Origin of the sequence: Enterobacter cloacae complex sp. I2 (assembly GCF_014896205.1) — a bacterium.
GTDB lineage: Bacteria > Pseudomonadota > Gammaproteobacteria > Enterobacterales > Enterobacteriaceae > Enterobacter > Enterobacter quasihormaechei.
Window position 1 is genome coordinate 106,773 of record NZ_JADBRA010000007.1, and the last position, 25,221, is coordinate 131,993.

Annotated in this window: 24 protein-coding genes; 4 read left to right on the forward strand and 20 right to left on the reverse strand. The window is 56.6% G+C overall.

Annotated features, from left to right (window positions below):
- Genes livG through livK form a run of 4 tightly spaced genes read right to left on the reverse strand, consistent with a single transcriptional unit; the run spans nucleotide 1 to nucleotide 4,121 of the window.
- Complete coding sequence (gene livG / locus IM300_RS07965; RefSeq protein ID WP_006812274.1) at nucleotides 1-768, reverse strand: high-affinity branched-chain amino acid ABC transporter ATP-binding protein LivG; 768 nt, start codon at nucleotides 766-768, stop codon at nucleotides 1-3.
- Complete coding sequence (locus tag IM300_RS07970) at nucleotides 765-2,042, reverse strand: high-affinity branched-chain amino acid ABC transporter permease LivM (RefSeq protein ID WP_063865377.1); 1,278 nt, start codon at nucleotides 2,040-2,042, stop codon at nucleotides 765-767. The genes livG and IM300_RS07970 overlap by 4 nt, the downstream gene beginning before the upstream one ends.
- Nucleotides 2,039-2,965, reverse strand: coding sequence for a high-affinity branched-chain amino acid ABC transporter permease LivH (gene livH, locus IM300_RS07975; protein WP_063449544.1), 927 nt, complete (start codon nucleotides 2,963-2,965; stop codon nucleotides 2,039-2,041). The genes IM300_RS07970 and livH overlap by 4 nt, the downstream gene beginning before the upstream one ends.
- A 46-nt stretch (nucleotides 2,966-3,011) precedes the next feature.
- Nucleotides 3,012-4,121 carry a high-affinity branched-chain amino acid ABC transporter substrate-binding protein LivK gene (gene livK / locus IM300_RS07980; RefSeq protein ID WP_193036025.1) on the reverse strand — a complete coding sequence of 370 codons (1,110 nt, stop codon included), beginning with the start codon at nucleotides 4,119-4,121 and terminating at the stop codon, nucleotides 3,012-3,014.
- 424 nt (nucleotides 4,122-4,545) lie between these two features.
- Here livK and panM point away from each other — a divergent pair, with 424 nt between their 5' ends.
- A complete protein-coding gene (gene panM, locus IM300_RS07985) occupies nucleotides 4,546-4,929 on the forward strand; it encodes an aspartate 1-decarboxylase autocleavage activator PanM (protein WP_193036027.1) in 384 nt (127 codons plus the stop codon).
- Between the two features lie 38 nt (nucleotides 4,930-4,967).
- Here panM and IM300_RS07990 read toward each other — a convergent pair whose 3' ends face one another.
- From IM300_RS07990 to ftsY, 15 genes are all read right to left on the reverse strand, one after another.
- Nucleotides 4,968-6,506, reverse strand: coding sequence for a 2-isopropylmalate synthase (locus tag IM300_RS07990; RefSeq protein WP_193036029.1), 1,539 nt, complete (start codon nucleotides 6,504-6,506; stop codon nucleotides 4,968-4,970).
- Nucleotides 6,503-7,774 carry an MFS transporter gene (locus IM300_RS07995; protein ID WP_107534115.1) on the reverse strand — a complete coding sequence of 424 codons (1,272 nt, stop codon included), beginning with the start codon at nucleotides 7,772-7,774 and terminating at the stop codon, nucleotides 6,503-6,505. Before IM300_RS07995 ends, IM300_RS07990 begins: the two co-directional genes overlap by 4 nt.
- A complete protein-coding gene (locus IM300_RS08000) occupies nucleotides 7,774-8,388 on the reverse strand; it encodes a cysteine hydrolase family protein (RefSeq protein WP_107534116.1) in 615 nt (204 codons plus the stop codon). The genes IM300_RS07995 and IM300_RS08000 overlap by 1 nt, the downstream gene beginning before the upstream one ends.
- 5 nt (nucleotides 8,389-8,393) lie before the next feature.
- Nucleotides 8,394-10,265 (reverse strand): FAD/NAD(P)-binding protein, encoded by a 1,872-nt coding sequence (locus tag IM300_RS08005; protein ID WP_193036031.1) that lies wholly within the window; start codon nucleotides 10,263-10,265, stop codon nucleotides 8,394-8,396.
- Nucleotides 10,262-11,464, reverse strand: coding sequence for a pyridoxal phosphate-dependent aminotransferase (locus tag IM300_RS08010; protein WP_107534118.1), 1,203 nt, complete (start codon nucleotides 11,462-11,464; stop codon nucleotides 10,262-10,264). Before IM300_RS08010 ends, IM300_RS08005 begins: the two co-directional genes overlap by 4 nt.
- Before the next feature lie 44 nt (nucleotides 11,465-11,508).
- Nucleotides 11,509-12,516, reverse strand: a complete 1,008-nt coding sequence (locus IM300_RS08015) for a TauD/TfdA family dioxygenase (protein WP_193036033.1) — start codon at nucleotides 12,514-12,516, stop codon at nucleotides 11,509-11,511.
- A 44-nt stretch (nucleotides 12,517-12,560) separates the two neighbouring features.
- Nucleotides 12,561-14,495 (reverse strand): aconitase family protein, encoded by a 1,935-nt coding sequence (locus IM300_RS08020; RefSeq protein WP_193036035.1) that lies wholly within the window; start codon nucleotides 14,493-14,495, stop codon nucleotides 12,561-12,563.
- Nucleotides 14,492-14,869, reverse strand: coding sequence for a cupin domain-containing protein (locus IM300_RS08025; RefSeq protein WP_193036037.1), 378 nt, complete (start codon nucleotides 14,867-14,869; stop codon nucleotides 14,492-14,494). Before IM300_RS08025 ends, IM300_RS08020 begins: the two co-directional genes overlap by 4 nt.
- Nucleotides 14,870-14,898: 29 nt before the next feature.
- The gene (locus tag IM300_RS08030; protein ID WP_107534124.1) at nucleotides 14,899-15,450 is read right to left on the reverse strand and encodes a TetR/AcrR family transcriptional regulator; all 552 of its coding nucleotides are present in this window, start codon (nucleotides 15,448-15,450) and stop codon (nucleotides 14,899-14,901) included.
- A gap of 411 nt (nucleotides 15,451-15,861) precedes the next feature.
- Nucleotides 15,862-16,962: a branched chain amino acid ABC transporter substrate-binding protein LivJ gene (gene livJ / locus IM300_RS08035; RefSeq protein ID WP_015571474.1), complete on the reverse strand. Its 1,101-nt coding sequence runs from the start codon at nucleotides 16,960-16,962 to the stop codon at nucleotides 15,862-15,864.
- A gap of 197 nt (nucleotides 16,963-17,159) precedes the next feature.
- Entirely contained in the window at nucleotides 17,160-18,425 is a 1,266-nt protein-coding gene (locus IM300_RS08040; RefSeq protein WP_193036039.1) for a 4-aminobutyrate--2-oxoglutarate transaminase, read from the reverse strand.
- A gap of 260 nt (nucleotides 18,426-18,685) precedes the next feature.
- Entirely contained in the window at nucleotides 18,686-19,543 is an 858-nt protein-coding gene (gene rpoH, locus IM300_RS08045; RefSeq protein ID WP_000159624.1) for an RNA polymerase sigma factor RpoH, read from the reverse strand.
- 250 nt (nucleotides 19,544-19,793) lie between these two features.
- The gene (gene ftsX, locus IM300_RS08050; RefSeq protein ID WP_193036041.1) at nucleotides 19,794-20,849 is read right to left on the reverse strand and encodes a permease-like cell division protein FtsX; all 1,056 of its coding nucleotides are present in this window, start codon (nucleotides 20,847-20,849) and stop codon (nucleotides 19,794-19,796) included.
- Nucleotides 20,842-21,507: a cell division ATP-binding protein FtsE gene (gene ftsE / locus IM300_RS08055; RefSeq protein ID WP_063449550.1), complete on the reverse strand. Its 666-nt coding sequence runs from the start codon at nucleotides 21,505-21,507 to the stop codon at nucleotides 20,842-20,844. Before ftsE ends, ftsX begins: the two co-directional genes overlap by 8 nt.
- Nucleotides 21,508-21,509: 2 nt before the next feature.
- On the reverse strand, nucleotides 21,510-22,970 hold the full coding sequence (gene ftsY, locus IM300_RS08060) for a signal recognition particle-docking protein FtsY (protein WP_193036043.1): 1,461 nt from the start codon (nucleotides 22,968-22,970) through the stop codon (nucleotides 21,510-21,512).
- Between the two features lie 126 nt (nucleotides 22,971-23,096).
- Here ftsY and rsmD point away from each other — a divergent pair, with 126 nt between their 5' ends.
- On the forward strand, nucleotides 23,097-23,699 hold the full coding sequence (rsmD, locus tag IM300_RS08065) for a 16S rRNA (guanine(966)-N(2))-methyltransferase (RefSeq protein WP_063449552.1): 603 nt from the start codon (nucleotides 23,097-23,099) through the stop codon (nucleotides 23,697-23,699).
- Complete coding sequence (locus tag IM300_RS08070) at nucleotides 23,683-23,964, forward strand: DUF1145 family protein (protein ID WP_063449553.1); 282 nt, start codon at nucleotides 23,683-23,685, stop codon at nucleotides 23,962-23,964. The genes rsmD and IM300_RS08070 overlap by 17 nt, the downstream gene beginning before the upstream one ends.
- Nucleotides 23,965-24,046: 82 nt before the next feature.
- Here the strand turns inward: IM300_RS08070 and IM300_RS08075 are convergent, their stop codons facing one another.
- A complete protein-coding gene (locus IM300_RS08075) occupies nucleotides 24,047-24,406 on the reverse strand; it encodes a DUF2500 domain-containing protein (protein ID WP_063865367.1) in 360 nt (119 codons plus the stop codon).
- Between the two features lie 129 nt (nucleotides 24,407-24,535).
- On the opposite strand from IM300_RS08075, the gene IM300_RS08080 reads away from it, so the two are divergent.
- Nucleotides 24,536-25,162, forward strand: coding sequence for a lysoplasmalogenase (locus IM300_RS08080; RefSeq protein ID WP_063865366.1), 627 nt, complete (start codon nucleotides 24,536-24,538; stop codon nucleotides 25,160-25,162).
- Nucleotides 25,163-25,221 lie beyond the last annotated feature (59 nt).

The following is a 25,221-nucleotide window of genomic DNA, read 5'->3' on the forward strand; positions in this document are numbered from 1 at the left end:
TTATGCCTCACCAAGGTATGCGCGGATCACGTCCGGGTTGTTGCGGATCTCTTCCGGCGTGCCGTTTGCCAGCGGCGTGCCCTGGTTTACCACGTAGATACGGTCCGAAATGCCCATCACCAGCTTCATGTCGTGCTCAATCAGCAGGATGGTGGTGTCGTGATGATCGCGCAGCTCGGCAATCAGCTCGTCCAGCTCTTTGGTCTCTTTCGGGTTGAGGCCTGCCGCCGGTTCGTCGAGCATCAGGATCTCCGGCTGGGTCACCATGCAGCGTACAATCTCCAGCCTACGCTGGTCGCCATAGGCCAGGTTGCTCGCCTGCCGGTTGGCGTGCTGGAGCAGGCCGATACGGTCGAGCCAGGTGGCGGCGCGATCGAGCGCCTCCTCCTGCGTGCGGCGGAAGGCCGGGGTTTTCAGCAGGCCGGAGAACAGGCCGGTTTTCAACTGCTGATGCTGTGCCACCAGCAGGTTCTCAATCACCGTCATCTCGCGGAACAGGCGCACGTGCTGGAAGGTACGCACCACGCCCATGCGGGCAATCTGCTGGCCCGGCAGCCCTTCCAGGTGCTGGTCGCGCAGCATGATGGTGCCGCCCGTCGGCTTGTAGAAACCGGTCAGGCAGTTGAAGACCGTGGTTTTCCCCGCGCCGTTCGGGCCAATCAGGGAGACGATCTCTTTTTTATGCAGATCCAGGTTCACGTTGTTGACCGCCAGCAGGCCGCCAAAACGCATCATCAGACCGTTAACGGATAATAATGGCTGACTCATGCCTGCTCTCCTTTCGCTTCCGCACGCTTAAGCTTCAGCTGTGGACGCGTCATCGGCAGGAGGCCCTGCGGACGCCAGATCATCATCAGCACCATCAAACCACCCAGCATCAGCATGCTGTATTCGTTAAAGTCGCGCATCAGCTCGCGGGAGACCACCAGCAGGATGGCCGCGAGGATCACGGCGAACTGCGAGCCCATCCCGCCAAGCACCACGATCGCCAGCACAAAGGCCGATTCGGCAAAGGTGAACGACTCGGGGCTGACGAAGCCCTGGCGCGCGGCGAACAGCGTGCCGGCGAAACCGGCAAACGCGGCGCTGATGGTAAACGCGGTCAGCTTGATGCGGGTCGGGTTCAGGCCCAGAGAGCGGCAGGCGATCTCATCTTCGCGCAGCGCTTCCCACGCGCGGCCCAGCGGCATGCGCAGCAGGCGGTTGATCACGAACAGGGTAATGACCACCAGCAGCAGCGCCACCAGGTAGAGCCAGATCACGCGGTCGGACGGGTCATATTTGATGCCGAAGAAGTTGCTGAAGGTATCCCAGCCGCCTTCGCGGGCGGTACGGCTGAACTCCAGGCCGAAGAAGGTCGGCTTCGGGATCTGGCTGATGCCGTTCGGCCCGCCGGTCACTTCGGTGTTGTTGAGCAGCAGGATACGGACAATTTCGCCGAAGCCTAAGGTCACAATCGCCAGGTAGTCACCGCGCAGGCGCAGCACCGGGAAGCCGAGCAGGAAGCCTGCGGCGGCAGAGACCAGCCCCGCCAGCGGCAGACAGGTCCAGAAGCCGAGGCCGTAATAGTGGTTCAGCAGCGCGAAGGTGTACGCGCCGATAGCGTAGAAACCGCCGTAGCCCAGCACCAGCAGGCCGGACAGCCCCACCACCACGTTCAGACCGAGGCCGAGGATCACATAAATCATGGTCAGGGTGGCGATGTCCACCGTGCCGCGCGACACCATAAACGGCCACGCCACGGCAGCCACCAGCAGCGCCACGAGGAACAGCTTCTGCTTTACCGTGGTACCGTCGATTGCCGGCAGAACGAACTTCGGCCCGGAGACGTTTTTCAGCGTCTTCTGGAAAAGCGGACGCAACAGCTGGAACAGAAACACCACGGCGGTGCCGATAAACACCCACTGCCAGCGGATGTCGGGGGCGGTATCGACCACCAGTTTCGTGCCGTCCAGCCCTAACTGGACGCCCATAAAGACGCCCGCCAGTACGAAGAACATGGCGGCAGAGAGCAACGCCATAGCAAAATGCATCGGTTTCATACTTTCTCTACCTCCGGACGGCCCAGAATACCGGTAGGCATCACCAGCAGAACCAAAATCAGCAGGGCAAACGACACCACGTCTTTATATTCGGTGCTCAGGTACGCCGAGGAGAGCGCCTCCGCCACGCCCAGGATCAGGCCGCCGATCATCGCGCCCGGAATGCTGCCGATGCCGCCCAGTACCGCCGCGGTGAAGGCTTTCATCCCGGCCATAAAGCCGATGTACGGGTTAATTACGCCGTAGAACTGGCCGAGCAGAACCCCCGCCACCGCCGCCATTGCGGCGCCAATCACGAAGGTCAGAGCGATGACGCGGTCGGTGTTGATGCCGAGCAGACTCGCCATCTTCAGATCTTCCGCACAGGCGCGGCAGGCGCGTCCCATGCGGGAGTAGCGGATGAAAACGGTCAGGGCCAGCATCGCCAGGAAGGTGACAACCCAGATAACCAGCTGCATGGTAGTGACAGAGGCAGAGAAGTTTTCGCTGGCCCCCACAATCCACTGGCCGTTAAACAGGCTTGGCAGCGCCACATCGCGCGAGCCTTCGGTCAGGCTGACGTAGTTTTGCAGGAAGATCGACATACCAATCGCGGAAATCAGCGCAATCAGGCGCTTGGAGCTGCGCACCGGCCGGTAGGCCACGCGCTCAATGCTCCAGCCGTAGGCGCTGGCGATCACAATCGCGCCGACAAACCCGGCGGCCACCAGCAGCCAGCTGCTGTCGATGCCCATCATCATCAGCGCGGCGATGATCATAAAGGAGACGTAGCTACCGATCATGTACACCTCGCCATGGGCGAAGTTGATCATGCCGATAATGCCGTAAACCATCGTATAGCCGATGGCGATCAGCGCGTAGGTGCTTCCCAGCGTGACGCCGTTAAACATCTGCTGCAAAAAGTAGAGAAACTGCTCGGACATATGCAAACCTTTTTATACCCGCCCGGAGAGCCGGGCGGTGGGATAATTATTTGGCGACCGAGGAAGACCCGTCGGCGTGCCACTTAAAGACACCAAATTCAAATCCCTTCAGATCGCCTTTCTCATCCCAGTTCAGCGGCCCAATCACGGTGTTCGCCCCGTGTGCTTTTAAATCTTTCACCAGATCCAGCGGTTCTTTGCTGCCGGTACGGTCCATTGCCGTTGCCAGAGACTGCACGGCCGCGTAGGTGATCCAGACGTACGGACCGCTCGGATCTTTCTTCTGCGCCTTGAGCGCATCCACGATAGCTTTGTTGGCCGGATCCTGATCATAGCGTTTTGGCATGGTGACCAGCATGCCTTCGGCAGAATCCCCCGCGATGTTGGACAGAGAGGCATTGCCCACGCCTTCTGGCCCCATAAACTGGGTTTTCAGGCCGGTGGCGCGCGCCTGGCGCAGCATCTGGCCCATTTCCGGGTAGTAGCCGCCGTAGTAGACGAAGTCGATATTCTCTTTTTGCAGGCGGGCGATCAGCGCGGAGAAGTCTTTTTCACCGGCGGTAATGCCGTCGAAGAAGACGATGTTCGCGCCGCCTTTTTTCAGGCCGTCCTGCACGGAGCGCGCCAGACCTTCGCCATACTGCTGCTTGTCATGAATGATGGCGATACGCTGTGGCTTGACGGTCTCGAGGATATATTTGGCGGCGGTCGGTCCCTGAGAAGAGTCCAGGCCGGCGGTACGCATGATGTGCTGATAGCCGCGCTGGGTCAGCTCCGGGTTGGTGGCGCCCGGAGTGATCATCAGAATGCCTTCGTCCTCGTAGATGTCGGACGCGGGCTGCGTGGAGGACGAGCAGAGGTGGCCAATGACATACTGGATGCCATCATTAACGATTTTGTTGGCGACCGCGACGGCCTGTTTCGGATCGCAGGCGTCGTCATATTCCACGCCCACCAGTTTGTCGCCCTTGATGCCGCCCTTAGCGTTGATGTCTTTTATGGCCTGGCGCGCACCGTTGAACTCCATGTCACCCCACTGGGCAACAGGACCGGACATCGCACCCACTACCGCAACTTTAATGTCCTCCGCCATAGCGATATGCGAGATCGACAGTGCGACCATCCCCGCGATTAACGTCTTCGCGTTCCTTTTCATCTCAGAATCCCCATTCGTGAAGTGATGTTTATATTTTGTTTTATTATGGTTAAAAAGCATTCTGTACTTTTAATGAACAACGCTATTTTTACCAGTGCCTTTAAGGGTTTAGCGCGGTTTTTTATCAAAAACCAGACTAATATCTCTATTTTTCAGGAGATTAAGGAAAGATAATATTCTGAATTCAGGCAGAGATAAACAAATAAAAGCGCGTTTTGCAGCATAAAATAACGGTACAATGCGCGGAATAAATCACTGCCCTTCAGGTTAAAATCCTGCTTATTTTTCAATCCATGTGTTTTCGAACTGCCCATGTCGCCGCTAAAAAACGAATCACCTGGCAAACGTGAATAAAAAGAGAACGCGCCTGAGCAAATAAATTGAGTACACTGGCCCTACTTTTTTTGATTTGGACAAGCAGCTAATGAAACTGACAATCGTTCGTCTGGTGACCTTTAGCGAACAGGATCATATCGACCTGGGCAAGATCTGGCCGGAATATTCCCCTTCGTCGTTGGCCGTCGATGAGAACCACCGCATTTATGCCGCGCGTTTTAACGAGCGCCTGCTGGCCGCCGTTCGCATAACGCTGAGCGGTACGGAAGGCGCGCTGGACTCGCTTCGCGTGCGCGACGTGACCCGCCGCCGTGGGGTCGGGCAGTATTTAATTGAAGAGGTGATCCGCGAAAACCCGAGCGTGACCTCCTGGTGGATGGCCGACGTGGGCGTGGAGGATCGCGGCGTGATGGCGGCGTTTATGCAGGCGTTAGGGTTTACGGCTCAGGCGAACGGGTGGGAGAAGCGCTAAAAACTCGCGCCGCATGAAGCTTGTGCGGCGCAAGTGTGTTACAGCGGCACGCTGATCACGCTCACCGGCAGCGAGCGCAACAGCTGCCCCCAGGCACGGTGGCGGCTTTTCTCTTCACTAATATCCAGCCCGATACCGTATACCAGTTCGCCCTGCCACGTTCCCCAGACATAGCTCATCACCTGTGATGCTCCCAGCCGATGGCTATCCCACTGGGGGTGAAATTCTGCGGGCGTACCGCCGGGATGCGCTTCGCTGATACTGTCACAGGTCGCAAAAAACGCGTGAAATTGCTGGTGCAGAAACGCGTGCTCCAGCTCCTGGTTACTGGCGTCCGCCAGCGTCTGTATGTGCTGCTGAAAGCGAATAAGCAGCGGGCGCGGCGGGCGAATGCCGTAGTAATAATCCAGCAGGTAGCCTAGTCCTCCTTTGCCCGACTGACCATTGATGCGGATGATCCCTTCGTAGCTACGGCCAATATCGTGCGGGTCGAGGGGTAAATAGGGCACATCCCAACGGGTGCGGTATTTTTGCAGCTCCATTGATTTGCGGATCGCATCCTGATGCGAACCGGAAAAGGCGGTGAATACCAGGCTTCCGGCGTAGGGATGGCGCGGCGGCACCGTCATTCCCGTCGCCGACTCATAGACATTCACCACCTGCGGAAGCTGGCTGAAATCAATCAGCGGATCGACGCCCTGCACCAACAGGTTTAACCCCAGCGTGACCAGATCGACATTGCCGGTACGTTCGCCGTTGCCAAACAGTGTGCCTTCTACACGTTCAGCGCCCGCAAGCAACGCCATTTCCGCTGCCGCCACCGCGCAACCGCGATCGTTATGAGGATGCACGCAAAGCGTCACCTTCTGGCGGTGGCGAAGCTTACCTGAGATCCATTCAATCTGGTCGGCATAGACGTTTGGCGAAGCCAGCTCGACGGTTGCTGGCAGGTTGATGATCACCTCCCGCCCCGTCTTCCCCACCCACAGGTCGATAACCGCGTTGCAAATCTCCAGCGCAAAATCCATCTCGGTGGCAGTAAAACTCTCCGGGGAGTACTCCAGCACCCAATTTTGCTCCACCTTTGCCATCTCCTCCAGCAGCCAGCGCACGCCCTGTAGCGCCAGTTCGATCACCCCAGCGCGGCTGAGATTAAAGACCTGCTCGCGCTGCTGTAACGACGTAGAGTTATAGAGATGCACCACCGCCTCTTTTACCCCATTCAGGGCGGCAACGGTGTCGGCGATAAGGTTTTCTCGCGCCTGCGTCAGCACCTGGATGCGTACGTCATCGGGGATCAACCCGTCGTCTATCAGGGTTCGTACAAACTGGTAGTCGGTTTCCGAGGCGGCGGGAAAACCTACTTCAATCTCTTTGTAGCCCATCGCTACCAACTGCTGATAAAGTGCCCGCTTTTGCTGAGGGTTCATTGGCTCCGGCAGCGCCTGGTTGCCGTCGCGCAGATCAACGCTACACCAGCGTGGTGCGTGGAGCAGCGCGCGTGTCGGCCACTGTCGGTTCGGCAGTTCAGGCTGCGGCATCGGGCAATATTTACCACTGGTCACATGCGCGCTCATGCTGCGTTCTCCTGCTTTTTCTCCACCTTCGGGAAAAACCAGAGCGCAATAACCGCACACGCCGCTGAGGCGAGCCAGACGCTGCTCCAGCTAAAGTGCGTTTGCATCCAAGGGATAGCGATCGGAGTGATAAACATCACCACGAACACGCTGGTGTTGCCCATTGCCAGCGCTGTTCCGGCGCGTTTTGCCCCCGCCATTGACGCCAGCTCGGTATAGGCCACGCCATGCCAGGCTGAGACCACCACGCCGGAGAGGATAAATAGCGCCGCCAGTAAGGCAAGGGTTGCTCCCTGATGCGGCAGAGTCGGCCAGATGCCTACCAGCACGCTCAGCAGCACAAAAGCCAGAATGCTTATCAGCGTGCAGCTTTTGAGATAACGCTTACGGTTTTTATTTTTGTCCGTCCAGCGTCCGCTCCAGATGCGCGACACCATCGCCCCAACCTGGATAACCGCCAGGCACACGGACACTACGGCCACGTCGATATGGGCGAAGTCGTGCAGGAAGACCGATCCGAAAGTGAGCAGCGCGAACTGCGGCCCGCAGAGAATGCCGATTGCCAGCACGATTTTCCAGATGGCAGGATCGTACAGCGGCCCTTTGCCCGGTACGGCAGACGCAGTAGCGGCCTGAGCCGTATTGCCCCCGACGCGATCCGGCTCGTGCAACCACAGCCAGGCATAAAAACCCACCACGGCGCACAGCAGCGCAGAGACGATAAACATCGTTACAAACCCCCATGTAGCCGCCAGCCAGGGGAGAAGTAACGCGCCAATCCCATAGCCCATCGGTACCGCGGTCTGACGGATACTCATCGCCAGACCGCGCTCCCCCTCCTGAAACCAGGCCATGATCGCCCTGCCGCTGGAGCCGTTTACGCTGCTGCCAAGCAGTCCGATAAACAACACTCCGGTAATAAGCAGGCCGTATGCGGGAATAAAACCGTTATGCGGCGCGGCAAAGGCCGCCATCAGCAGCAACATCGCGCCGGTACTTAACAAGCCGGTCAGCAGGATCGGGCGGTCGCCCCAGCGGTCGGTCAAAAGCCCCCAGGGCAGCTCGCTAATCGCGATCCCCAATCCCAGCATCCCAAGCACGAACCCCAGCTCGGCATTGCTGATGTTGTAATCGGCACGCATAAAGACCGCCGTCGCCGGCAAGCCTCCTACCACCATTGAGAAACAGGCGTTGGCCGCTACGCCAATACCCAACACTTTCCAGCGGTGGCGCGCGCCGCGCAGCAGAGTCGTTGCAACTTCTGTCATCAGAGGGCCTCCTGAGTGGCATTAAACGTCCGGCGAGCCGGGAAAAGATCGGCGGTTTTTCGCCGTTCAGCGGTACTGCCAATCACCTCCAGAGCCGCCAGATGTTTCACGTTATTCACCGCCGCAACGGCATCTTCCAGCACTACGACGTGAAAACCGCGATCGTGGGCGCTCATCGCCGTCGCCAGCACCACAAACTCGGTAGAAACGCCGGCCAGCACCAGCGTGTCCACGCCCATGCTTCGCAGCGTCAATTCAAGGCTGGTCTGGTAAAACGGATCAACCCGATGCTTGCGGACAATGCTCTCCTCCGGCAGCGGTGCCAGCGCTTCGACGATATCCGTCGACCAAGTGTCAAAACGCAACAGCCGGTTGCGACGTGCGATATCAAAAACCTCGGAGCCGGTTGGGCATTCAACGTAGTTTTCAGAAAAACCAACTACCACATGCACCACCGGAGTATGAGCGGCACGCGCCCCTGCCAGCGCCTGAGCAGCCTGTTTAATCACCCCTTTTTCCCGCACCTGCTGGTAGTAACCCATCTGCGCGTATACGCCATCGGGATGGACTATCTCATTGAGAAAATCCAACATCAGTAACGCCATTTTTTTCATCGTCTTTATTCCTGCTTAAGATCGGCAGCGGGTAGCGCCGTTAAGATGTGTTCTGCAATGGCATCCGCATCGCAGATAAAATCAGTCCAATAGCCCGGGCGGCTGCTGCCAGCGGACATAAACCAGCGCGTGTGTTCGCTGGGAATACCAATAACGTAAAGCTGGGGAACCGCCTTCCCCTGCTGGTTAAGGGGATGATATGGCGCGCGGGTAACCGCCACGCCGCCGGTCTGAAAGCGGGTATCGGCATCTTCCACGGTGAAGTTTTGCCAGAGACCACGCTGGCGCAGCGCCTGAGTCAGCGGCGATAGATCCCGCGTCAGATCCTGCCCCGGCACCCTGGCGTCCAGCAGCGTCTCTACGCGCCACACGGCCCCTTCCACCTGTGGGGAAGAGAGCTCAAAAGCAGCGCTTTCCACGCCGCAGGTGATCTGCATACGCGGCCCGACGACCGCCAGAATGCCGGCGTCAATCAGAGCGAGCATTTGTCGGGTTCGGTAGCGCGGCGGCCCGGCGGAAAGCAGCGCACTCACCGGGGAGTAGCGGGAGAGAAACGCATCGCGAAACGAGGCCGGAGCCAGACCGCCGAAATCCACTACTCTGCGCACCAGCCCGCGAGTATCGCGCAGCGTATCCAGTGCTGCCTTAAGCGGGTTATCCACGTTACCTCCCTCCGCGTGTTCACTATCGCGAACCAGCTCTTCGCGCAGCGCGGCGTGGAAATGGCTCGCGGAGATGAACCGGCGCTCACGAAAGGGATCGCCGAGCTGATAAATATCCAGTGCAGGCACATCGGTGAGGCCAAAGCGCGCGGCGATGTCCGGCAGGCTATCAAACGCCTCATCCTCCAGCGCCTGCGCGCAGGCACGAAATTCCAGCTCGGCGGAAAGGCCAAAACGCTGGCGCAGCGTGGTGGCGTACCAGGTCAGGTTGACCTCTGCCATCAGCAGCGGCAGCACGTCGCGATCAAAATCGAGTTGTCCGCGGGCGGCCAGGGCCTCGGCACGCTCCTGGGTAAAAAGCACGCTTTGATAGCGGAAGTTAGGGGGCTTCTGGTTACGCCCACGGCCGGGGATGGGCAGACTACTGCGTGAACCGGCCACCAGACGCGGCTCGCGCCCGGAGGGTTGATAGCGCAGTGAGCCATCGGCCTGCTCAATAAACTGGCCGCCGCGCCCGGTGGTTAACGCCGCCATGACATCCAGAAACGACAGCCCCAGTCCTAAAATGCCGACGGCGCTGCCGGGGGCGATCTCCTCCAGCGGCATATCGGCGGCTGAATCGCCAGGCACCCAGCGCAGCGACGGATGAGTGTCTGCATAGGCCTGCCAGCGCTGCTCCTGTTCGCTCAGGCTGTTACGGGGATGGCCGCTGGCAATAACCACGCGGTCTACCGTGAGGGTTTCACCATCGCGAAATAACAGCACCGCCCGGCTATTGTTCAACGGCACTATGTCTGTTACCTCCGCCTGTCGAGGGCAAAAGCGCTGCGCCGGGCTAAACGAGGCTTTGATGCAGTTCAGAACGAAGTGCATATATTCGCCATACAGCGCACGCGGCGCCCAGGCATTCTCGCCAGGGAAGTCGTCCCGCGTGGCACGCCACCAGGCGGCGAGCGAAGGGCCGCAGCCTGGACGAGCCGTTGCCACGTCGCCTTCGCCGGAAAAGGCGGAGACTTCTTCCGCTACGGTATTCATGACGAAAGCGGCATCCTGTTCCTGGCGCCAGATACGGCCCGTTCCGGGGTGCTGTTTATCGATATAGTGGATTTCCACCCCGGCGTCCGGCTGGTCCTGTAAACGCGCGGCGAGGCGTTCAAGTACCGAAAGCGCCCGAGGGCCATTGCCAATAATGGCGATTCGAAGCGCTTCGCTCATGACGCCACCTGCTTTAGCGGATACGGGCAGTCAGCGAGCGCCTGGCTGATGCTATCCAGCGCGGCGATAAGCGTGTCAGTCGCCCCGGCAAACGACAGGCGAATCGCGCTGGATTCCTCCTTGCCGAATGCGGTACCCGGCGTGACGGCAACATGGGCGTGAGTCAGCAGCCAGTGTGTTACAGCCCGGGCGTCCCCCATACCCAGGCCGCTGATGTCGGCGTAAACATACAGTCCTCCCTCCGGCGCCCGGCAGGCGATCCCCGGAATGGCGTTTAGCCGGTTTACCACCAGATCCCTGCGCTGACGGTAGTGCGCCACCATATCCAGCATCGGCTGACGGTCACCAATCAGCGCGGCCAACCCGCCCTGCTGCACGAAGGAGCCGGCGCATCCCACGCTGTGCTGCTGAACTTTAAGAATTTCATTGAGCAGAGTTTCCGGCGCGCTGAGGTAGCCGAGCCGCCAGCCGGTCATCGCCCAGGCTTTGGAGAAACCGCTGATAGTGACGGTACGCTCAAACATGCCGGGTTCCGCCGCGAGGCTACGATGGCGCCCCGGCAGATAGCGGATATGTTCGTAAATTTCATCCATCACCACGAACAGGTCATGCTTCTGCGCGACCTGGCAGACCGCGTCGATCTCCTCTGTTGTTAACACCCGCCCGGTGGGGTTGTTCGGGTTATTAAGCAACAGCACGCGGGTTTTCGCGGTGATGCAACTTTCTAGCGCCTGACGGGTGAGGAAGAACTGATTCTCTTTTGCCAGCGGCAGGGTCACCGGCTTCGCCCCGGCCATTTCCGCCATCGCGATATAGCTCACCCAGCAGGGGGTGGGGATCACTATTTCATCGCCAGGATTCAGCAGCGTCATCAGCGTAATAAACAGCGCGTGTTTCGCCGAAGGCGTCACAATAATATTTTTATTCCACTGAACCGGCAGCTGGTTTTCTTCAAAGAGCTGGCTGGCGATGGCTTTTAATAATCCAGGCGTACCTTTACTGGCGGTGTAATGGGTCATGCCATTTTTCATCGCCGTTATAGTGTAATTAGTAATATGATTTGGCGTGGCAAAATCAGGCTCGCCGCCGCCTAAATCATAAATAACTTTCCCTTCCGCCTGCATGGTTTTAACTTTATCGAGAATGGCATAGGTTTCTGATAAACCTATACGCTTTACGCGATCGGCGACGTTTCTCATCGTGCATGTTCCGTTAAATAAAGAAATAAATTTTGCGAAGCGGACTAATCTTCAACCCGGCCAAAAATACCGTTATGCCAGTGTTCCTGATATTTCTCGGCAGTTTGCCGATCGCGGAATGCATAGGTTTTTAATAGCCAGCGGCGCGCGGCATTCTCTTTATCCTTAATTTCAATTTTTTCCCGGTTGTGCAATCCATCCTGGTTGGCGAAGGTTAAAAGGTCGCCCTGCAAAATCCGGTGGCGCTGTTTATCCGCTTTGGTCATCGCCTGCATAAAAGCAATCAGGGCGTCTTTTGCCTCATTGGGCGCCTCTGGCGCAACGTGAGTCAACGTATCCAGGTAACGAATGCTATGGTGATTTTTCAAAATGGCGTGATCCGGCGAGCTCACCTGACGGCGGTTGGTTTCACGGGAGTAAACGTCAAACTGGGTGCGATACCACGGCTGGCGAAGCGCCGCCTGCTGGTCGTCCGTCAGGTGCGCCAGAATGGCTTTGCCGTCAATATAGCCGGTAAAAATCAGCTCCTCGTCCGGGCTGCGTAGACCCAAAAGCGTGACGAAATCAGCGCGTACCGCGTGAGCGGTACGGTCGTTATGGTAGACCAGTTCACTATCGCTAAAACCCGTTAATTGCCCGCTGTATTTGCGAATAGCAATAACATCGGTAAAGAAATCTCCATTATTACGGCTGCCGTAGGCTAATAACGGTGTATCGGTTAGCAGCGAAAAACATTCCAGCAGTACCTCGCCGATAAATGTTTTTTTCTTTTTATATTTATCGCTAATGGGATTTTCCGGATCCAACTCCGGCAAGTCGATATCCCGTGGGCAATTGCGTAATACATGAATATCACTTACGCCCGACTCGCGTTCATTTTTAATTGCGGTACAAATATCGACAAAAAAGCCTGGCACCCCTCTAAAATAACAAATCTCAGCAACCGCAAGCTTAAATGCCTGATAATCCGTATAAGGATTAACAACAATTTGCTGGAAGAAGCGGGTTAATTCTTTGTTTTCTTCATCCGAAAAATGATAAAACGGTTTCATGATGTCTTGCACCCTGTTAATGAGCTGATTGTAAGTAAGTAGAATTAACGGTACTGACGTTTTAAATCATTAAATGAGGTTATTTCACCCTTTATTGCGCTGGCGACCACCGTCGAAGGGCTGCCTAGCCAGACTTTCCCCGGACCTGAGCGGCCAGGAAAATTTCGATTAATGGCGCTGATAGTGACCTGTCCAGCATCCACCGACGATCCGGGGCCGCAGTTTGCGCAGGCACCGCAGGCAGGTTTGAGCAGTATCGCCCCAGCCTGATGGAACGTCTCCAGATACCCTCGCTCGCGACAGTAGTCGTAGACATCCATGGTGCCAAACTGTAGGTAGAGCGTCACATCCGGCGGCAGTTGTTTACCCCTGGATAAAGCCCAATCCAGCACCGCATGATATTCATCAAAATCATCCCGCTTGCCCGCAGTACATGAACCGCCGTAGGCAATATCAATTTTAACCGGCTCGCTCAAAGACGACAGCGCCAGCCCATTACCCGGATCGCCCGGCAGTGCAATCATTGGCGCAAGATCGATGCAGTCAATCACCATTGTTGAGGCGTAATGCGCGCCCTCATCGCTACGCATCCACGCTTCAATGGTGAAATCGATTCCGCGACGGGCCTTCAGGAAGGCAACAGTCTGCGCATCGGGCGCCACCAGTCCTGAAACGCCACCCAACTCTGCCACCATATTGGTGAGCGTGGCGCGTTCGTCCACCGATAATCCCTCGACGGCCTCACCACAAAATTCAAAGATTTTGCCAATACCACCTCCCTGACGGATCCACTCCGTTGCCAGCAGGTGCAGTACCATATCTTTCGCGCCAGTGCCTTCCGGCAGCGTACCGGTGAACACTACTTTCACCGTTTCCGGCGGCGTCATACGAAAAGCGCCGGTAACCATGCTGCCTGCCATATCGGTGCTGCCGACGCCCACAGCCAAACAGCCCAGCGCACCACAGTGTGGGGTGTGGGAATCGGTGCCGATGATAAGCTGCCCAGGCAGGGCGTGGCGCTCCGCCATCAGCGCATGGGAGATACCTTCTGCACCCTCGCCGTCCGGGTTGTATCGGTGTGCCGTCAATCCCCACGTTTGGGTAAACGCCCGGTGAGCCGCCAGCAGGTGTTCCAGGTCGCCGGTAAGCTGCCCGTCAATATGCACTTTGCTTTGATGCATGTACGGCAGGTGATCTTCAAAGGTGATGATCGAATCCGGCTGCCACAGGGTCAGCTCGCGGCCAAAAGTCCGTTTCAGCATATGGCCACACATGGCGGTGTAATACTCATGGATAAAGCGCCAGTCCGGGCGCAGCAGTAGCGCGGTGCCGGGGAAATCGCCCTGCTCCAGACGATGGCGGGCAATGATTTTCTCCCCCAGCGTCATCGGTTTCGGCTCGCTCGTGGCGGCTAAAGGCGGCAGACCGCTTTTCTCCATCTGTCCTTTCCACCAGGCCAGCAGCCCGCCGGACTGGATAACGCGTCGGGCGCTCTCTTCCCGGTCAGCAACAATCTCTTCAAGGGTGAGCGCTTCTCCGCGCGCCAGTTTGTCCACCAGCGCCATGTTAGTGGAGGTGAGCAAACCTATGTTATCGGCGTTTTGCCGGTAGATACGTTCAAAACTTTCGGCGATGACCAGCTGTACGCCGGCTGCCTTCTCCGCAACCGGGCTATGCTCGCGGGATGAGCCTTTACCGTAGCGCAGTCCGCCAACCACGACGTTTATCCCTGCCTCAACGATGGCATTTTTTCCTATCGGATTTTCAGCGCCGCACTTCAGGCCCGTCCAGGCGAATGCTCCCAGTCGTTCGTCGTAGTAGGCTAGCGCCGGGATAGGGGTGATTTCATCGGTGGAAATGTTATCGCGCAGCGGCCTGGCCTGCGCCAGCGAAAGAGATTCGCCACGAAGCTGAGCCGTAATTTTGTTCGGGTCTGCCGCCAGGAATAATATTCTGGCCTGAGTTAGCATCAGTTTCATGCGGCGACATCCGTAAGAGCGGCTTCAACGCGGCCGCCCCAGACTGCATAGATGAGCGCGCCTTGCGGCGTTCGCCAGGCGTGCTCGCTGCCTGGTGCGTAGCAGATTAGCTCACCGGGGTGGTAAACACCGTTATCGTCTTCAAAGGTGCCATCCAGAATCAGAAACGTTTCATGCCCCGTATGGAGATGAGATTTTGCAGATGCCCCCGGCGCGCAATGCACTAGCGCGATGCGCTGCCCTGAATCATCCTGAAAAAGTTCGAAAATGCGCGCATCCTTGCGACCAAGCGTGCTGTGGGCTTCCCAGGCGACGCTATCTATATTCTTCAACACCGAAAACAAGTTCAGGGTAACGGGCAGACCGTTATTCATTCTCTCTTCTCCCAAAAGCCAGGCGGTATTTATTTGAGCATTGCGATCACTCCAGCAATAGCTTGTTTGTAATACGCTTCGGACTGGGTTGCCCTGGCGATAACAAACGCCCCCTGCATGACTGAAATGAGCGTTAATGCCGTTTGTTTTACATCCAGATCGGCAGAAAATTCACCGGAGGTTTTTCCCTCTTCCAGCACTTTTTCCAGCTCGCCGATCAGCCATTCAAAATTGTTCGCAATGGGTTCACGTAGCGTGTCGTCGCGAATCACTTCGCTATCCTGCGCTAATCCGCCCATCCTGCACCCAGCCAGTACTTCACGTTCACGCAGCAGATAGTCCTTAATTCGCTCACGTGCATTTTTCTCAGCATGCAAAATGGTGGAAATCTCTTTTTGTAGCTCCTCGGCGTTAAGCAGGATCGTCTGTCGGGCCAGATCCGCCTTGCCTTTGAAGTGGTGATACATGCTTCCTTGCCCAACGCCAGAAACCTGTTGTATCTCTTTCGGGCTAGTGTTGGAGTAACCACGGGTCCATAAAAGTTCCTGCATGGTTTTAATCAGTGCGTCTTTGGTTTTCATTTTTGTACCTATTAGTATGTAAAATGGCAATCACTAAATTAGCAAAAAGTTGTTAATATCGACCCTCTCAAATGTTACAGATGTTAATTTTATGTATATGCAATATTCCGATATAAAAATTCCATCACCCCTTTTTGCTCTGCAATAACCACAATAAATGTAGTGAATTCGTTGGGTTACGCTAAAAGTGCATAAGAAAAGCACAGACGAGGCGGTAGTAAAAGCCCTGAAACATGTTGTTTGATCAATATCACCTTCTGGTTTGCCCGATTGTTCTTAATCATCAGGCAAAAGCATAGTGCGATGGCGCTAAATAATATTGTAGTGATAGTAAACAAAACCGGAGGCGGGAAAGAAAAAAGCGAGGAGAGGAGAGACGGCGAGCGGTAAATCCCGCCCGCCGCAGGAAAATTATTTTGCGTCGGTGGCAGTACCGTTAGCATGCCAGTCAAACACGCCGAACTCGAAGCCCTTCAGGTCGCCCTTCTCATCCCATGAGAGCGGCCCCATCACGGTTTCTACCGAATTCGCTTTCAGCCAGGTGGCAATCTCCGCCGGATCGGCTGACTGGTTCAGGCCCGCTTGCAGAGACTGCAACGCTGCGTAGGTGGTCCACACGAACGCACCGCTTGGATCCTGTTTCTTCGCCTTGATGGCATCCACCACTGGTTTGTTCGCAGGAACCTGGTCGTAGTTCTTCGGCTTGGTCACCAGCAGGCCTTCGGCAGATTCACCCGCGATGTTAGACAGGGAAACGTTCGCCACGCCTTCTGGCCCCATGAACTGAGTCTTCAGACCCGCCGCACGCGCCTGACGCAGGATCTGCCCCATTTCCGGGTGATAGCCGCCGTAGTAAACGAAGTCGATATTCTCTTTCTTCAGACGCGCCACCAGGGTAGAGAAGTCTTTCTCACCGGCGGTGATACCGTCAAAGAACACCACGTTGGCGTTCGCTTTTTTCAGGTTGTCCTGCACCGCGCGCGCCAGGCCTTCACCGTACTGCTGTTTATCATGAACAATCGCGATGCGCTGCGGCTTCACTTTTTCCACGATGTATTTCGCGGCGGTTGGGCCCTGATCGGAGTCCAGACCGGTGGTGCGCAGGATCAGCTTATAGCCGCGCGCGGTCAGCTCGGGTGCCGTTGCTGCCGGGGTGATCATCAGAATGCCTTCGTCTTCGTAGATATCAGACGCAGGCTGCGTGGAGGAGGAGCACAGGTGACCGATAACGTATTTGATGCCGTCGTTCACTACTTTGTTCGCCACCGCGACCGCCTGTTTCGGGTCACAGGCATCGTCATATTTTACGATTTGCAGCTTTTCGCCTTTGATACCGCCCTTAGCATTAATGTCTGCAACCGCCTGTTCTGCGCCCGTAAATTCCTGGTCGCCGTACTGTGCTACCGGACCGGACATCGCGCCCACCACGGCCACTTTAATATCGGCCTGCGCCATGGTGCTGAATGCCAACGCGATACATCCTGCCAGTAACGCTTTACCCTTCATATTCATCCTGAGATTCCCCATTATTATGGTTATAACGATTGTTGTGATGTTGTTGTGTAGCGCTTTATTTCATTTATAGGCCTGCTGCTCGCGCTTTTTCAGCATACTCTGCTAAAACATACCCCATTTTTATGATTTTGGAATAGCTAATTTGAAATGAAAATATGATAGGCCCGACCGTTATTTCAGCCGGGCATTTGGCTTTATCGTGTCAGCGAGGCGGAAATTATATCCAGCGCTTTACGGAACTGTGCTTCGGGGATGGTGAGCGGATAGAGAAAACGGATCACGTTGCCGTAAACGCCGCAGCTCAGGAGCAGCAGCCCTTCCGTCAGCGCGCGCTCCTGAACCTGGCGGGTAAATTCCGGCGACGGCTGCCCGGTTTGCGGATCGGTAAATTCCACTGCCACCATTGAGCCCTGCGCGCGGATATCGGCGATATACGGACAGCTATCCTTCGCTTTGTTCAGCACCTCGACCAGATGATGGCCGAGATGAGACGCGCGCGTGCAGAGGTTGTCTTCGTCAATCACGTCCAGCACCGCATGGGCCGCGGCGATCGCCAGCGGGTTGCCCGCGTAGGTGCCGCCCAGCCCGCCCGGCGCGGGGGCGTCCATCACCTCCGCCCGCCCTGAGACCGCAGAGAGCGGCATTCCGCCCGCCAGGCTTTTCGCCATGGTGATCAGGTCCGGCTTTACGCAGTGGTTTTCCATGGAGAACAGCTTGCCGGTGCGGGCGAAGCCGGTTTGTACTTCATCGGCAATCAGCAAAATACCGTGCGTGTCGCACAGGGCACGCAGCGCCTGCATAAAATCAGCGGGCGCGACGTTGAACCCGCCTTCCCCCTGAACCGGTTCAATAATGATGGCCGCCACCTGATCGGGCGCGATGTCGGCTTTGAAAATGCGCTCCAGGCTTTTTAGCGCTTCGGCGGTACTGACCCCGTGCAGGTCGTTGGGGAATTGCGCGTGGTATACCGAGCCGGGGAACGGGCCGAAGCCGAGCTTATAGGGCGCCACTTTGCCGGTCAGCGCCATGGTCATAAAGGTACGACCATGGAACGCGCCGCCGAAGGTGATGAGGCCGGGGCGTCTGGTGTACGCACGGGCAATTTTCACCGCGTTTTCGACCGCTTCTGCACCGGTTGAGAAAAAGGCGGTTTTGGCCGGCCCCTCTATCGGCATGCGCTGGTTGATGCGCTCGGCAAGCGCCACATAGCCTTCGTAGGGGACGATTTGATAAGCGGTATGGGTAAAGGCGTGAAGCTGTTTTTCGATGGCAGCGATAACTTTTGGATGGCGATGGCCGGTATTCAGCACGGCGATCCCGGCGGCAAAATCAATATACTCGTTACCTTCCACGTCCCACACCGTGGCGTTTTCGGCTTTATCGGCATAGAAGTGACACATGACGCCGATACCGCGCGGCGTTGCCTGCATACGTCGGTCATTCAGTTCGTTATTTTTCACCCTGACCCCCTGAGAATGTCGCCTGCTTAGCGCATCAGTAAGTGTTTGCCAGGGGGGAGAAATTCGCCAGAGCGGGTGCTAAAAAAACAGAACCCCCGAATTTGCATTCGAGGGTTTTTATCCTTCATATTTCAAGCCGCAGGTGCGTTGGCTGCTCTCGTTCACCCGAATCACTTACTGATGTAAGCTCATCGGGATTCACTCGTTTGCCGCCTTCCCGCAGCCTGAACTATTTCGGCTAAAGGTGTACTTCGCGAAAATTACGCTTCGATAGCGGCGCGAAGTTTTTTCATGGCGTTCTTCTCAAGCTGACGCACACGTTCAGCGGAGACGCCGTAGCGGTCGGCCAGCTCCTGCAAGGTGGACTTGTTATCTTCGTCCAGCCAGCGGGCACGGATGATATCCTGGCTACGCTCGTCGAGGCCTTCCATCGCGAAGGTCAGCTTGTTTGCCGCCTGGTCTTCCCAGTTATCCTCTTCAATGCCATCAGCAAAGTTAGAGGTTTTATCCTGAAGATACAGGACCGGGGCCATCGGCTGGCTGTCGGACGCATCGTCGTCGGCAGACATATCAAACGTCATGTCCTGCGCGGCCATACGGGATTCCATCTCGCGGACGTCTTTGCTGGAAACGCCCAGCTCGCGCGCGACCATTTCCACTTCATCCTGATTGAACCAGCCCAGACGCTGCTTGGTTTTACGCAGGTTGAAGAACAGTTTGCGCTGCGCTTTCGTCGTGGCGACCTTCACAATACGCCAGTTACGCAGAACGTATTCGTGAATTTCCGCTTTGATCCAGTGCACGGCGAAGGAGACCAGTCGCACACCCACTTCCGGGTTAAAGCGACGCACCGCTTTCATCAGGCCAATGTTACCTTCCTGAATCAAGTCCGCCTGCGGCAGGCCGTAGCCCGCGTAATTACGAGCAACGTGAACAACAAAGCGCAGGTGAGACAGGATCAGCGTTTTAGCTGCTTCCAGATCGCCCTGGTAATGCAGCTTTTCAGCAAGCTCCTTTTCTTCCTCAGCCGTTAACATCGGCCAGGTGTTCGCAGCCCGGATGTAAGATTCCAGGTTACCAACAGGGGCTAAAGCTAAAGTTTGCATTTCTTTGGTCATTCATTCCTCTCAATGTTTCTTCTGGTCCAGGTTGTCCCCGTCAGGCAACAACCATGCCAAAGCGTTTGAGCAACGAGATTAGCATTCACTCTTTTATCAGACAGTGATTTTATCCACAAGTTCCAGGTGCAACCGTGAATAAATTACGCACAAAATGTGACATGAAGATGATTACAGGGGAAGAGACGACAGGGACGCTTTCCCTGCAAGCGAACATCTCGGTGCAGGGAAAGATTATATCACGCTTTTATTAGTCGGGAGTAAAGTGGCGTAAATGTTGAACCGTTGCCAGCCATGCCGCTATCCAGCCGATCATGGAGCAGACCAGCAGCAAAAGCAGGCACTCATCGAAGCCTAAGCCACTGATATCAAACTTCGTTCCGAAAACCTGCGCCACGTCGGTGACGGCAGACGAAAGCCGCATCACCAAAATTTCTGACAATATTAGTGAAAGAAATGCGCCGGAAAAACCGAGCAGCGCGCCACCGTAAAGGAACGGACGCAGGATGAAACCGTCCGTTGCACCAATAAGCTTCTGCACGTTGATGGTATCGCGACGGGCGAAGATGCTCAGGCGAACGCTGTTACCGATGACGAGGAAGACCGCCGCCACCATCAGCACGCCAATCATCGCCGACACGCGTCCTACCAGCCCGGTCAGGGCGGCAAGACGGGCAAACCAGCTGTCGTCCATGCGCACTTCATCAATCCCGTTGATGCGGGTAATGCGGTCGCGCAGGGTGTTGAGCGAATCCGTGCCCTGGAAATCCAGCTTCGGGATCACCACCGCCACCGCAGGCAGCGGGTTCTCTTCGAGCATATCCAGCGCCCCGCCGAACCCGGACCAGTTGCGGAACTCGCCCAGCGCTTCATCGCGGGAGAGATAGTTCACCTTCTCCACGCCCTGTTCGGCCTGAATCTGCCCGACCACCTGCGCCGCCGCGTTATCGTCGAGCGCTTTATCCAGATAAACGGTGATCTGCGGCGACGGATAATACTGTGACGCCGCCTGGTTAACGTTTTTGTAAACCATGTAGCAGACACTCGGCAGCGTCAGGGAGATGGCAATCACCATCACCGTCAGGAACGTCGCCAGCGGTTTGCTTTTCAGATCCTGCAACGCGCCCTGGAAGGCGTAGCGCACCTGTTCGTTAAAGACGTTGGTTTTGCGGGAGTTCGGCTTCGGTGTCGCTTTGGCACGCTTAGGCGCATGGCGATTGCCGTCCCCGCCGCCCTGAGGCTTGCGGAAACGGTCAAACCGATTGCTGAACTGCCGAATCTGGTTCATTGCATCACGCTTATTCACCGTGGCCTCCGTGCAAATGCCCGTCGCTCAGGGTCAGCATGCGGTACGAACGGCGGGAGATCAGCCCCATATCGTGCGTCGCCATCAGTACCGTTACCCCCACGCGGTTAAATTCCTCAAACAGACGCAGGATGCCTTCGGAGAGGGCATCGTCCAGGTTACCGGTCGGTTCATCCGCCAGCAAAACGGCTGGCTTGTTCACCACCGCACGGGCAATGCCCACGCGCTGCTGCTCACCGCCGGACAGCTGGATAGGGAAGTTCTTCGCTTTGTCCAGCAGCCCGACCTTATCCAGCGCCGCGGAGACGCGACGGCGGATATCATCGTAACTGGCGCCGGCAATAATCAGCGGGATCGCGACGTTATCGAAAACCGTGCGATCCATCAGCAGGTGGTGATCCTGGAAAATCATACCGATCTGACGACGCAGAAACGGCACTTCACGGTTCTTAAGACGGCTAATGTCATGGCCGCTGAACCAGATTTTCCCGGCGCTTGGCCGCTCGATCCCACAGATCAGCTTGAGCAGGGTACTTTTCCCCGCGCCGGAATGGCCGGTCAGGAATGCCATCTCGCCTGGCTGGAGGTGAAATGTTACCCCCTGTAGCGCTTGTCTCCCACCGAGATAGGCCTTGCTGACGTGTTCAAAGCGAATCATTGTTAGTCCTCTCGGGCAAAAAGTGCCTCAATAAAGTCGTCCGCTTTAAACGGACGTAAATCCTCAATACGCTCGCCCACACCGATGTAACGGATAGGAATGCCGAACTGGTCGGCCACGGAGAAGATCACCCCGCCTTTCGCGGTACCGTCCAGCTTGGTCAGCGTGATCCCGGTCAGTCCTACCGCTTCATGGAACAGCTTCGCCTGGCTAATGGCGTTCTGTCCGGTGCTGGCGTCGATAGTCAGCATAATTTCATGCGGTGCCTCTTCGTCCAGCTTCTTCATGACGCGAACGATTTTCTTCAGTTCTTCCATCAGGTGCGATTTGTTCTGCAAACGCCCTGCGGTATCCGCAATCAGCACGTCCACGTTACGCGACTTCGCCGCCTGGATGGCATCGAAAATCACGGACGCAGAATCCGCGCCGGTGTGCTGGGCAATCACCGGAATGTTGTTGCGCTGGCCCCACACCTGGAGCTGCTCCACCGCTGCCGCACGGAAGGTATCGCCCGCCGCCAGCATCACCGATTTGCCCTGCTGCTCAAACTGGCGCGCCAGCTTGCCGATGGTGGTGGTTTTACCCACGCCGTTGACGCCAACCATCAGAATAACAAAGGGCATTTTGCCTTCAATATTAAGCGGTTCGTCAACTTTTGCGAGAATTTCGCCCATCTCGTCTTTCAGCAGGCCGTACAGCGCCTCGGCGTCACGCAGCTGCTTGCGGCTCGCCCCTTCGGTCAGGTTGGTGATGATCTTCCGGGTGGTTTCCACGCCCACGTCCGCGATCAGCAGCTGTTCTTCCAGCTCCTCAAACAGATCGTCGTCGATTTTTTTGCCGCGGAACAGACTGATAAATCCGGAACCTAAGTTTTCTTTGGTTTTTAACAGGCTGCGCTTCAGGCGCGCGAAGAAACCTTCTTTGGTTGGTTTTTCCTGCTCCTGAACGATCTCGTCTTCGGCCTGCTCTTCTACCGGCACAACAATGACCGCTTCTTCAGCGGCTTCCGCCGCCAGCGCCTGGGCTTCCAGCTCTTCGTCGGTCAGTTCAGGCTCAAGGGCCGCCTCTTCTTCCACCGCCTCAACAATTTCAACGGTTTCCGCTTCGGCCTGCCACTCTTCGGCAGAAACCTCTTCGGTGTTCACCTCTTCCGGCAGCGGCAGCGCTTCGTGTTCGATAGCGGCCTGCGGCGCTTCGGTAAGGGTTTCTACCATAACCGGCTCTGGTTTTTCGCTCTCCTGAACCTGTTCAGTAACCTCGACCACCTCTTCAGCAAAGGATTCAATCTCTTCTTTGCTGTGTGCTGGTTCTTCCGCTTCGACAATCGCAGCGGTTTCGACAGGCGTTTCAGGCTGTGACTGCTCTTCTACAACCTGTTGTTCTTCGGTTTTCTGTTCTGTTTCTTGCTCTTTTTCACCGAAACCCAACCAGGAAAAGAAGCCACGTTTTTTTTGTTTTGCCATCTGCGACTACACTCCTCGCGGCGCTATATACAGGGAAGCTAAAAAAATGATGAAATAGTCTAACACTTTACTTAATTGACATCACCGCCCGCAATCGCAGGGCATTGTTAACAGAGCTTTCCTGAGATGAAGAAACCCACCCGCGCCCCGGCCGGTCAAATTCGAATTATCGGCGGTCAGTGGCGAGGCCGGAAATTACCGGTGCCGGACAGCCCCGGTTTACGCCCTACCACGGACCGCGTACGCGAGACGCTGTTTAACTGGCTTGCCCCGTCAATGGTAGACGCCAACTGCCTGGACTGCTTCGCCGGAAGCGGCGCACTGGGGCTGGAAGCGCTGTCTCGCTATGCCGCCAGCGCCACGCTGCTGGAGATGGAACGCGGCGTTGCGCAGACGTTGCAGCAAAATTTGGCTACGCTGAAGGCAACCAACGCGAAGGTAGTGAACACCAACACGCTGAGCTTCCTTGCGCAAAAGGGGACGCCGTTCAACGTGGTGTTTGTCGATCCGCCGTTCCGTAAAGGGCTGCTGGAAGAGACGTTATCGTTGCTGGAAAAAAATGGCTGGCTGGCAGACGACGCGCTGATTTACGTTGAAAGCGAAGTGGAAAATGGCCTGCCGCCCGTTCCCGTTCACTGGGATCTGCACCGCGAAAAGGTCGCCGGTCAGGTGGCTTATCGTCTGTATCACCGTCAGGCACAAGGAGGATCCGATGCCAGTACTGATTAACGTAGGGCGCTTGCTGATGCTGGGCGTCTGGGCATTTTTGATTTTGAATCTGGTGCACCCATTCCCGCGCCCGCTGAATATCTTTGTTAACGTGGCGCTGATTTTTACCGCGTTCATGCATGCCCTTCAGATGGTGATGCTGAAAAACGGTCTGCCGAAAGATGGCCCACCGATGACCGGCTGGCAGCAGCTACGGGTGTTTATTTTCGGCGTGTTTGAGCTGCTGGTGTGGATGAAGAAGTTTAAGGCGCAGGTGAAGAAGTAAGATATGGCCTTATGCCCGGTGGCGCGCAGCGATCCGGGCCTACAAAACCCCGTAGGCCGGGCAAACGCAGTGCCGCCCGGCGTCACAGCTCCGGTTCAAACCCTTCAAACCGCGACCCTTTGTAGCTCAACGTACCTTTCTCTCCCACCGTCAGCTGGTGATACTGCTGCGCCTCCAGGCGGAAGGTCATCTCCAGCCCGCCGGTTTCCGGCTTAAAGCTTGCTTCATAGCGCATCGTTGTCCCCGCAGGCGTCACCTGCTGCTGGCGAGAGCGGCGGTCGTTAAGCGGTTTCTCGCGTTTGTTCGCCACCACCACGCGCTTGTGCAACAGCGGTGCGGCATCGTTGTCGGCCTTCTCACGGCGCTGCTGCACGAAGCGAAACGAGGCGGCAATGACGATGATCGCCACCACGATGATGAAAAACAGCGGCATCTTGCTCATTGAAAAATCCCATCAGATTATGCGGAATTCAGGATACCTCGCCTGCCCCGGCATTGCCAAACGCCCGCTCGCGTCACTACACTGGATCAGAAACTGATTATTCAGCCTCAACAGTTACAGGGAGTTAATATGCTTTGGTCATTTATCGCTGTCTGTTTTTCCGCATGGCTTTATGTCGATGCGTCCTACCGTGGCCCAGCCTGGCAGCGCTGGTTGTTTAAACCCGTCACGCTATTGCTCCTGCTGTTGCTTGCCTGGCAGGCCCCCATGTTCAATGCCATCAGCTATCTGGTCCTCGCCGGGCTGTGTGCCTCCCTGATTGGCGATGCCTTAACCCTGCTGCCGCGCCAGCGCCTGCTGTACGCCGTAGGGGCGTTCTTCCTGTCGCATCTGCTTTACACCATCTATTTTGCCAGCCAGATGACGCTCTCCATCTTCTGGCCGCTGCCGCTGGTGCTGCTGGTGATTGGCGCCCTGCTGATCGCGGTGATCTGGTCGCGTCTGGAGGAGATGCGTCTGCCGGTGTGTACCTTTATCGCCATGACGCTGGTGATGGTGTGGCTGGCCGGTGAGCTGTGGTTCTTCCGCCCAACCTCACAGGCAATGTCTGCCTTCTTCGGGGCCGCGCTGCTGCTGCTCGGCAATATCGTCTGGCTGGGTAGCCACTATCGCCGCCGCTTCCGCGCGGATAATGCGATTTCCGCCGCCTGTTACTTCGCCGGGCACTTCCTGATTGTGCGTTCGCTGTATATCTAAATAACGCTTGACTCTGGAGTCGACTCCAGAGTGTATGCTGCGGTTAATGAGAAAATTAT

Bases quoted from the DNA above. Each gene is read 5' to 3' on its own strand.
- ftsE (WP_063449550.1), bottom strand. From the start codon at position 21,507: ATGATTCGCTTTGAACACGTCAGCAAGGCCTATCTCGGTGGGAGACAA.
- livG (WP_006812274.1), bottom strand. From the start codon at position 768: ATGAGTCAGCCATTATTATCCGTTAACGGTCTGATGATGCGTTTTGGC.
- IM300_RS07970 (WP_063865377.1), bottom strand. From the start codon at position 2,042: ATGAAACCGATGCATTTTGCTATGGCGTTGCTCTCTGCCGCCATGTTC.
- IM300_RS08070 (WP_063449553.1), top strand. From the start codon at position 23,683: ATGCCAGTACTGATTAACGTAGGGCGCTTGCTGATGCTGGGCGTCTGG.
- IM300_RS08080 (WP_063865366.1), top strand. From the start codon at position 24,536: ATGCTTTGGTCATTTATCGCTGTCTGTTTTTCCGCATGGCTTTATGTC.
- IM300_RS08020 (WP_193036035.1), bottom strand. From the start codon at position 14,495: ATGAAACTGATGCTAACTCAGGCCAGAATATTATTCCTGGCGGCAGAC.
- IM300_RS07990 (WP_193036029.1), bottom strand. From the start codon at position 6,506: ATGAGCGCGCATGTGACCAGTGGTAAATATTGCCCGATGCCGCAGCCT.
- IM300_RS08025 (WP_193036037.1), bottom strand. From the start codon at position 14,869: ATGAATAACGGTCTGCCCGTTACCCTGAACTTGTTTTCGGTGTTGAAG.
- IM300_RS08030 (WP_107534124.1), bottom strand. From the start codon at position 15,450: ATGAAAACCAAAGACGCACTGATTAAAACCATGCAGGAACTTTTATGG.
- IM300_RS08005 (WP_193036031.1), bottom strand. From the start codon at position 10,265: ATGAGCGAAGCGCTTCGAATCGCCATTATTGGCAATGGCCCTCGGGCG.
- IM300_RS08010 (WP_107534118.1), bottom strand. From the start codon at position 11,464: ATGAGAAACGTCGCCGATCGCGTAAAGCGTATAGGTTTATCAGAAACC.
- ftsY (WP_193036043.1), bottom strand. From the start codon at position 22,970: ATGGCAAAACAAAAAAAACGTGGCTTCTTTTCCTGGTTGGGTTTCGGT.
- livK (WP_193036025.1), bottom strand. From the start codon at position 4,121: ATGAAAAGGAACGCGAAGACGTTAATCGCGGGGATGGTCGCACTGTCG.
- IM300_RS08015 (WP_193036033.1), bottom strand. From the start codon at position 12,516: ATGAAACCGTTTTATCATTTTTCGGATGAAGAAAACAAAGAATTAACC.
- livJ (WP_015571474.1), bottom strand. From the start codon at position 16,962: ATGAATATGAAGGGTAAAGCGTTACTGGCAGGATGTATCGCGTTGGCA.
- livH (WP_063449544.1), bottom strand. From the start codon at position 2,965: ATGTCCGAGCAGTTTCTCTACTTTTTGCAGCAGATGTTTAACGGCGTC.
- rpoH (WP_000159624.1), bottom strand. From the start codon at position 19,543: ATGACCAAAGAAATGCAAACTTTAGCTTTAGCCCCTGTTGGTAACCTG.
- IM300_RS07995 (WP_107534115.1), bottom strand. From the start codon at position 7,774: ATGACAGAAGTTGCAACGACTCTGCTGCGCGGCGCGCGCCACCGCTGG.
- panM (WP_193036027.1), top strand. From the start codon at position 4,546: ATGAAACTGACAATCGTTCGTCTGGTGACCTTTAGCGAACAGGATCAT.
- IM300_RS08075 (WP_063865367.1), bottom strand. From the start codon at position 24,406: ATGAGCAAGATGCCGCTGTTTTTCATCATCGTGGTGGCGATCATCGTC.
- IM300_RS08000 (WP_107534116.1), bottom strand. From the start codon at position 8,388: ATGAAAAAAATGGCGTTACTGATGTTGGATTTTCTCAATGAGATAGTC.
- rsmD (WP_063449552.1), top strand. From the start codon at position 23,097: ATGAAGAAACCCACCCGCGCCCCGGCCGGTCAAATTCGAATTATCGGC.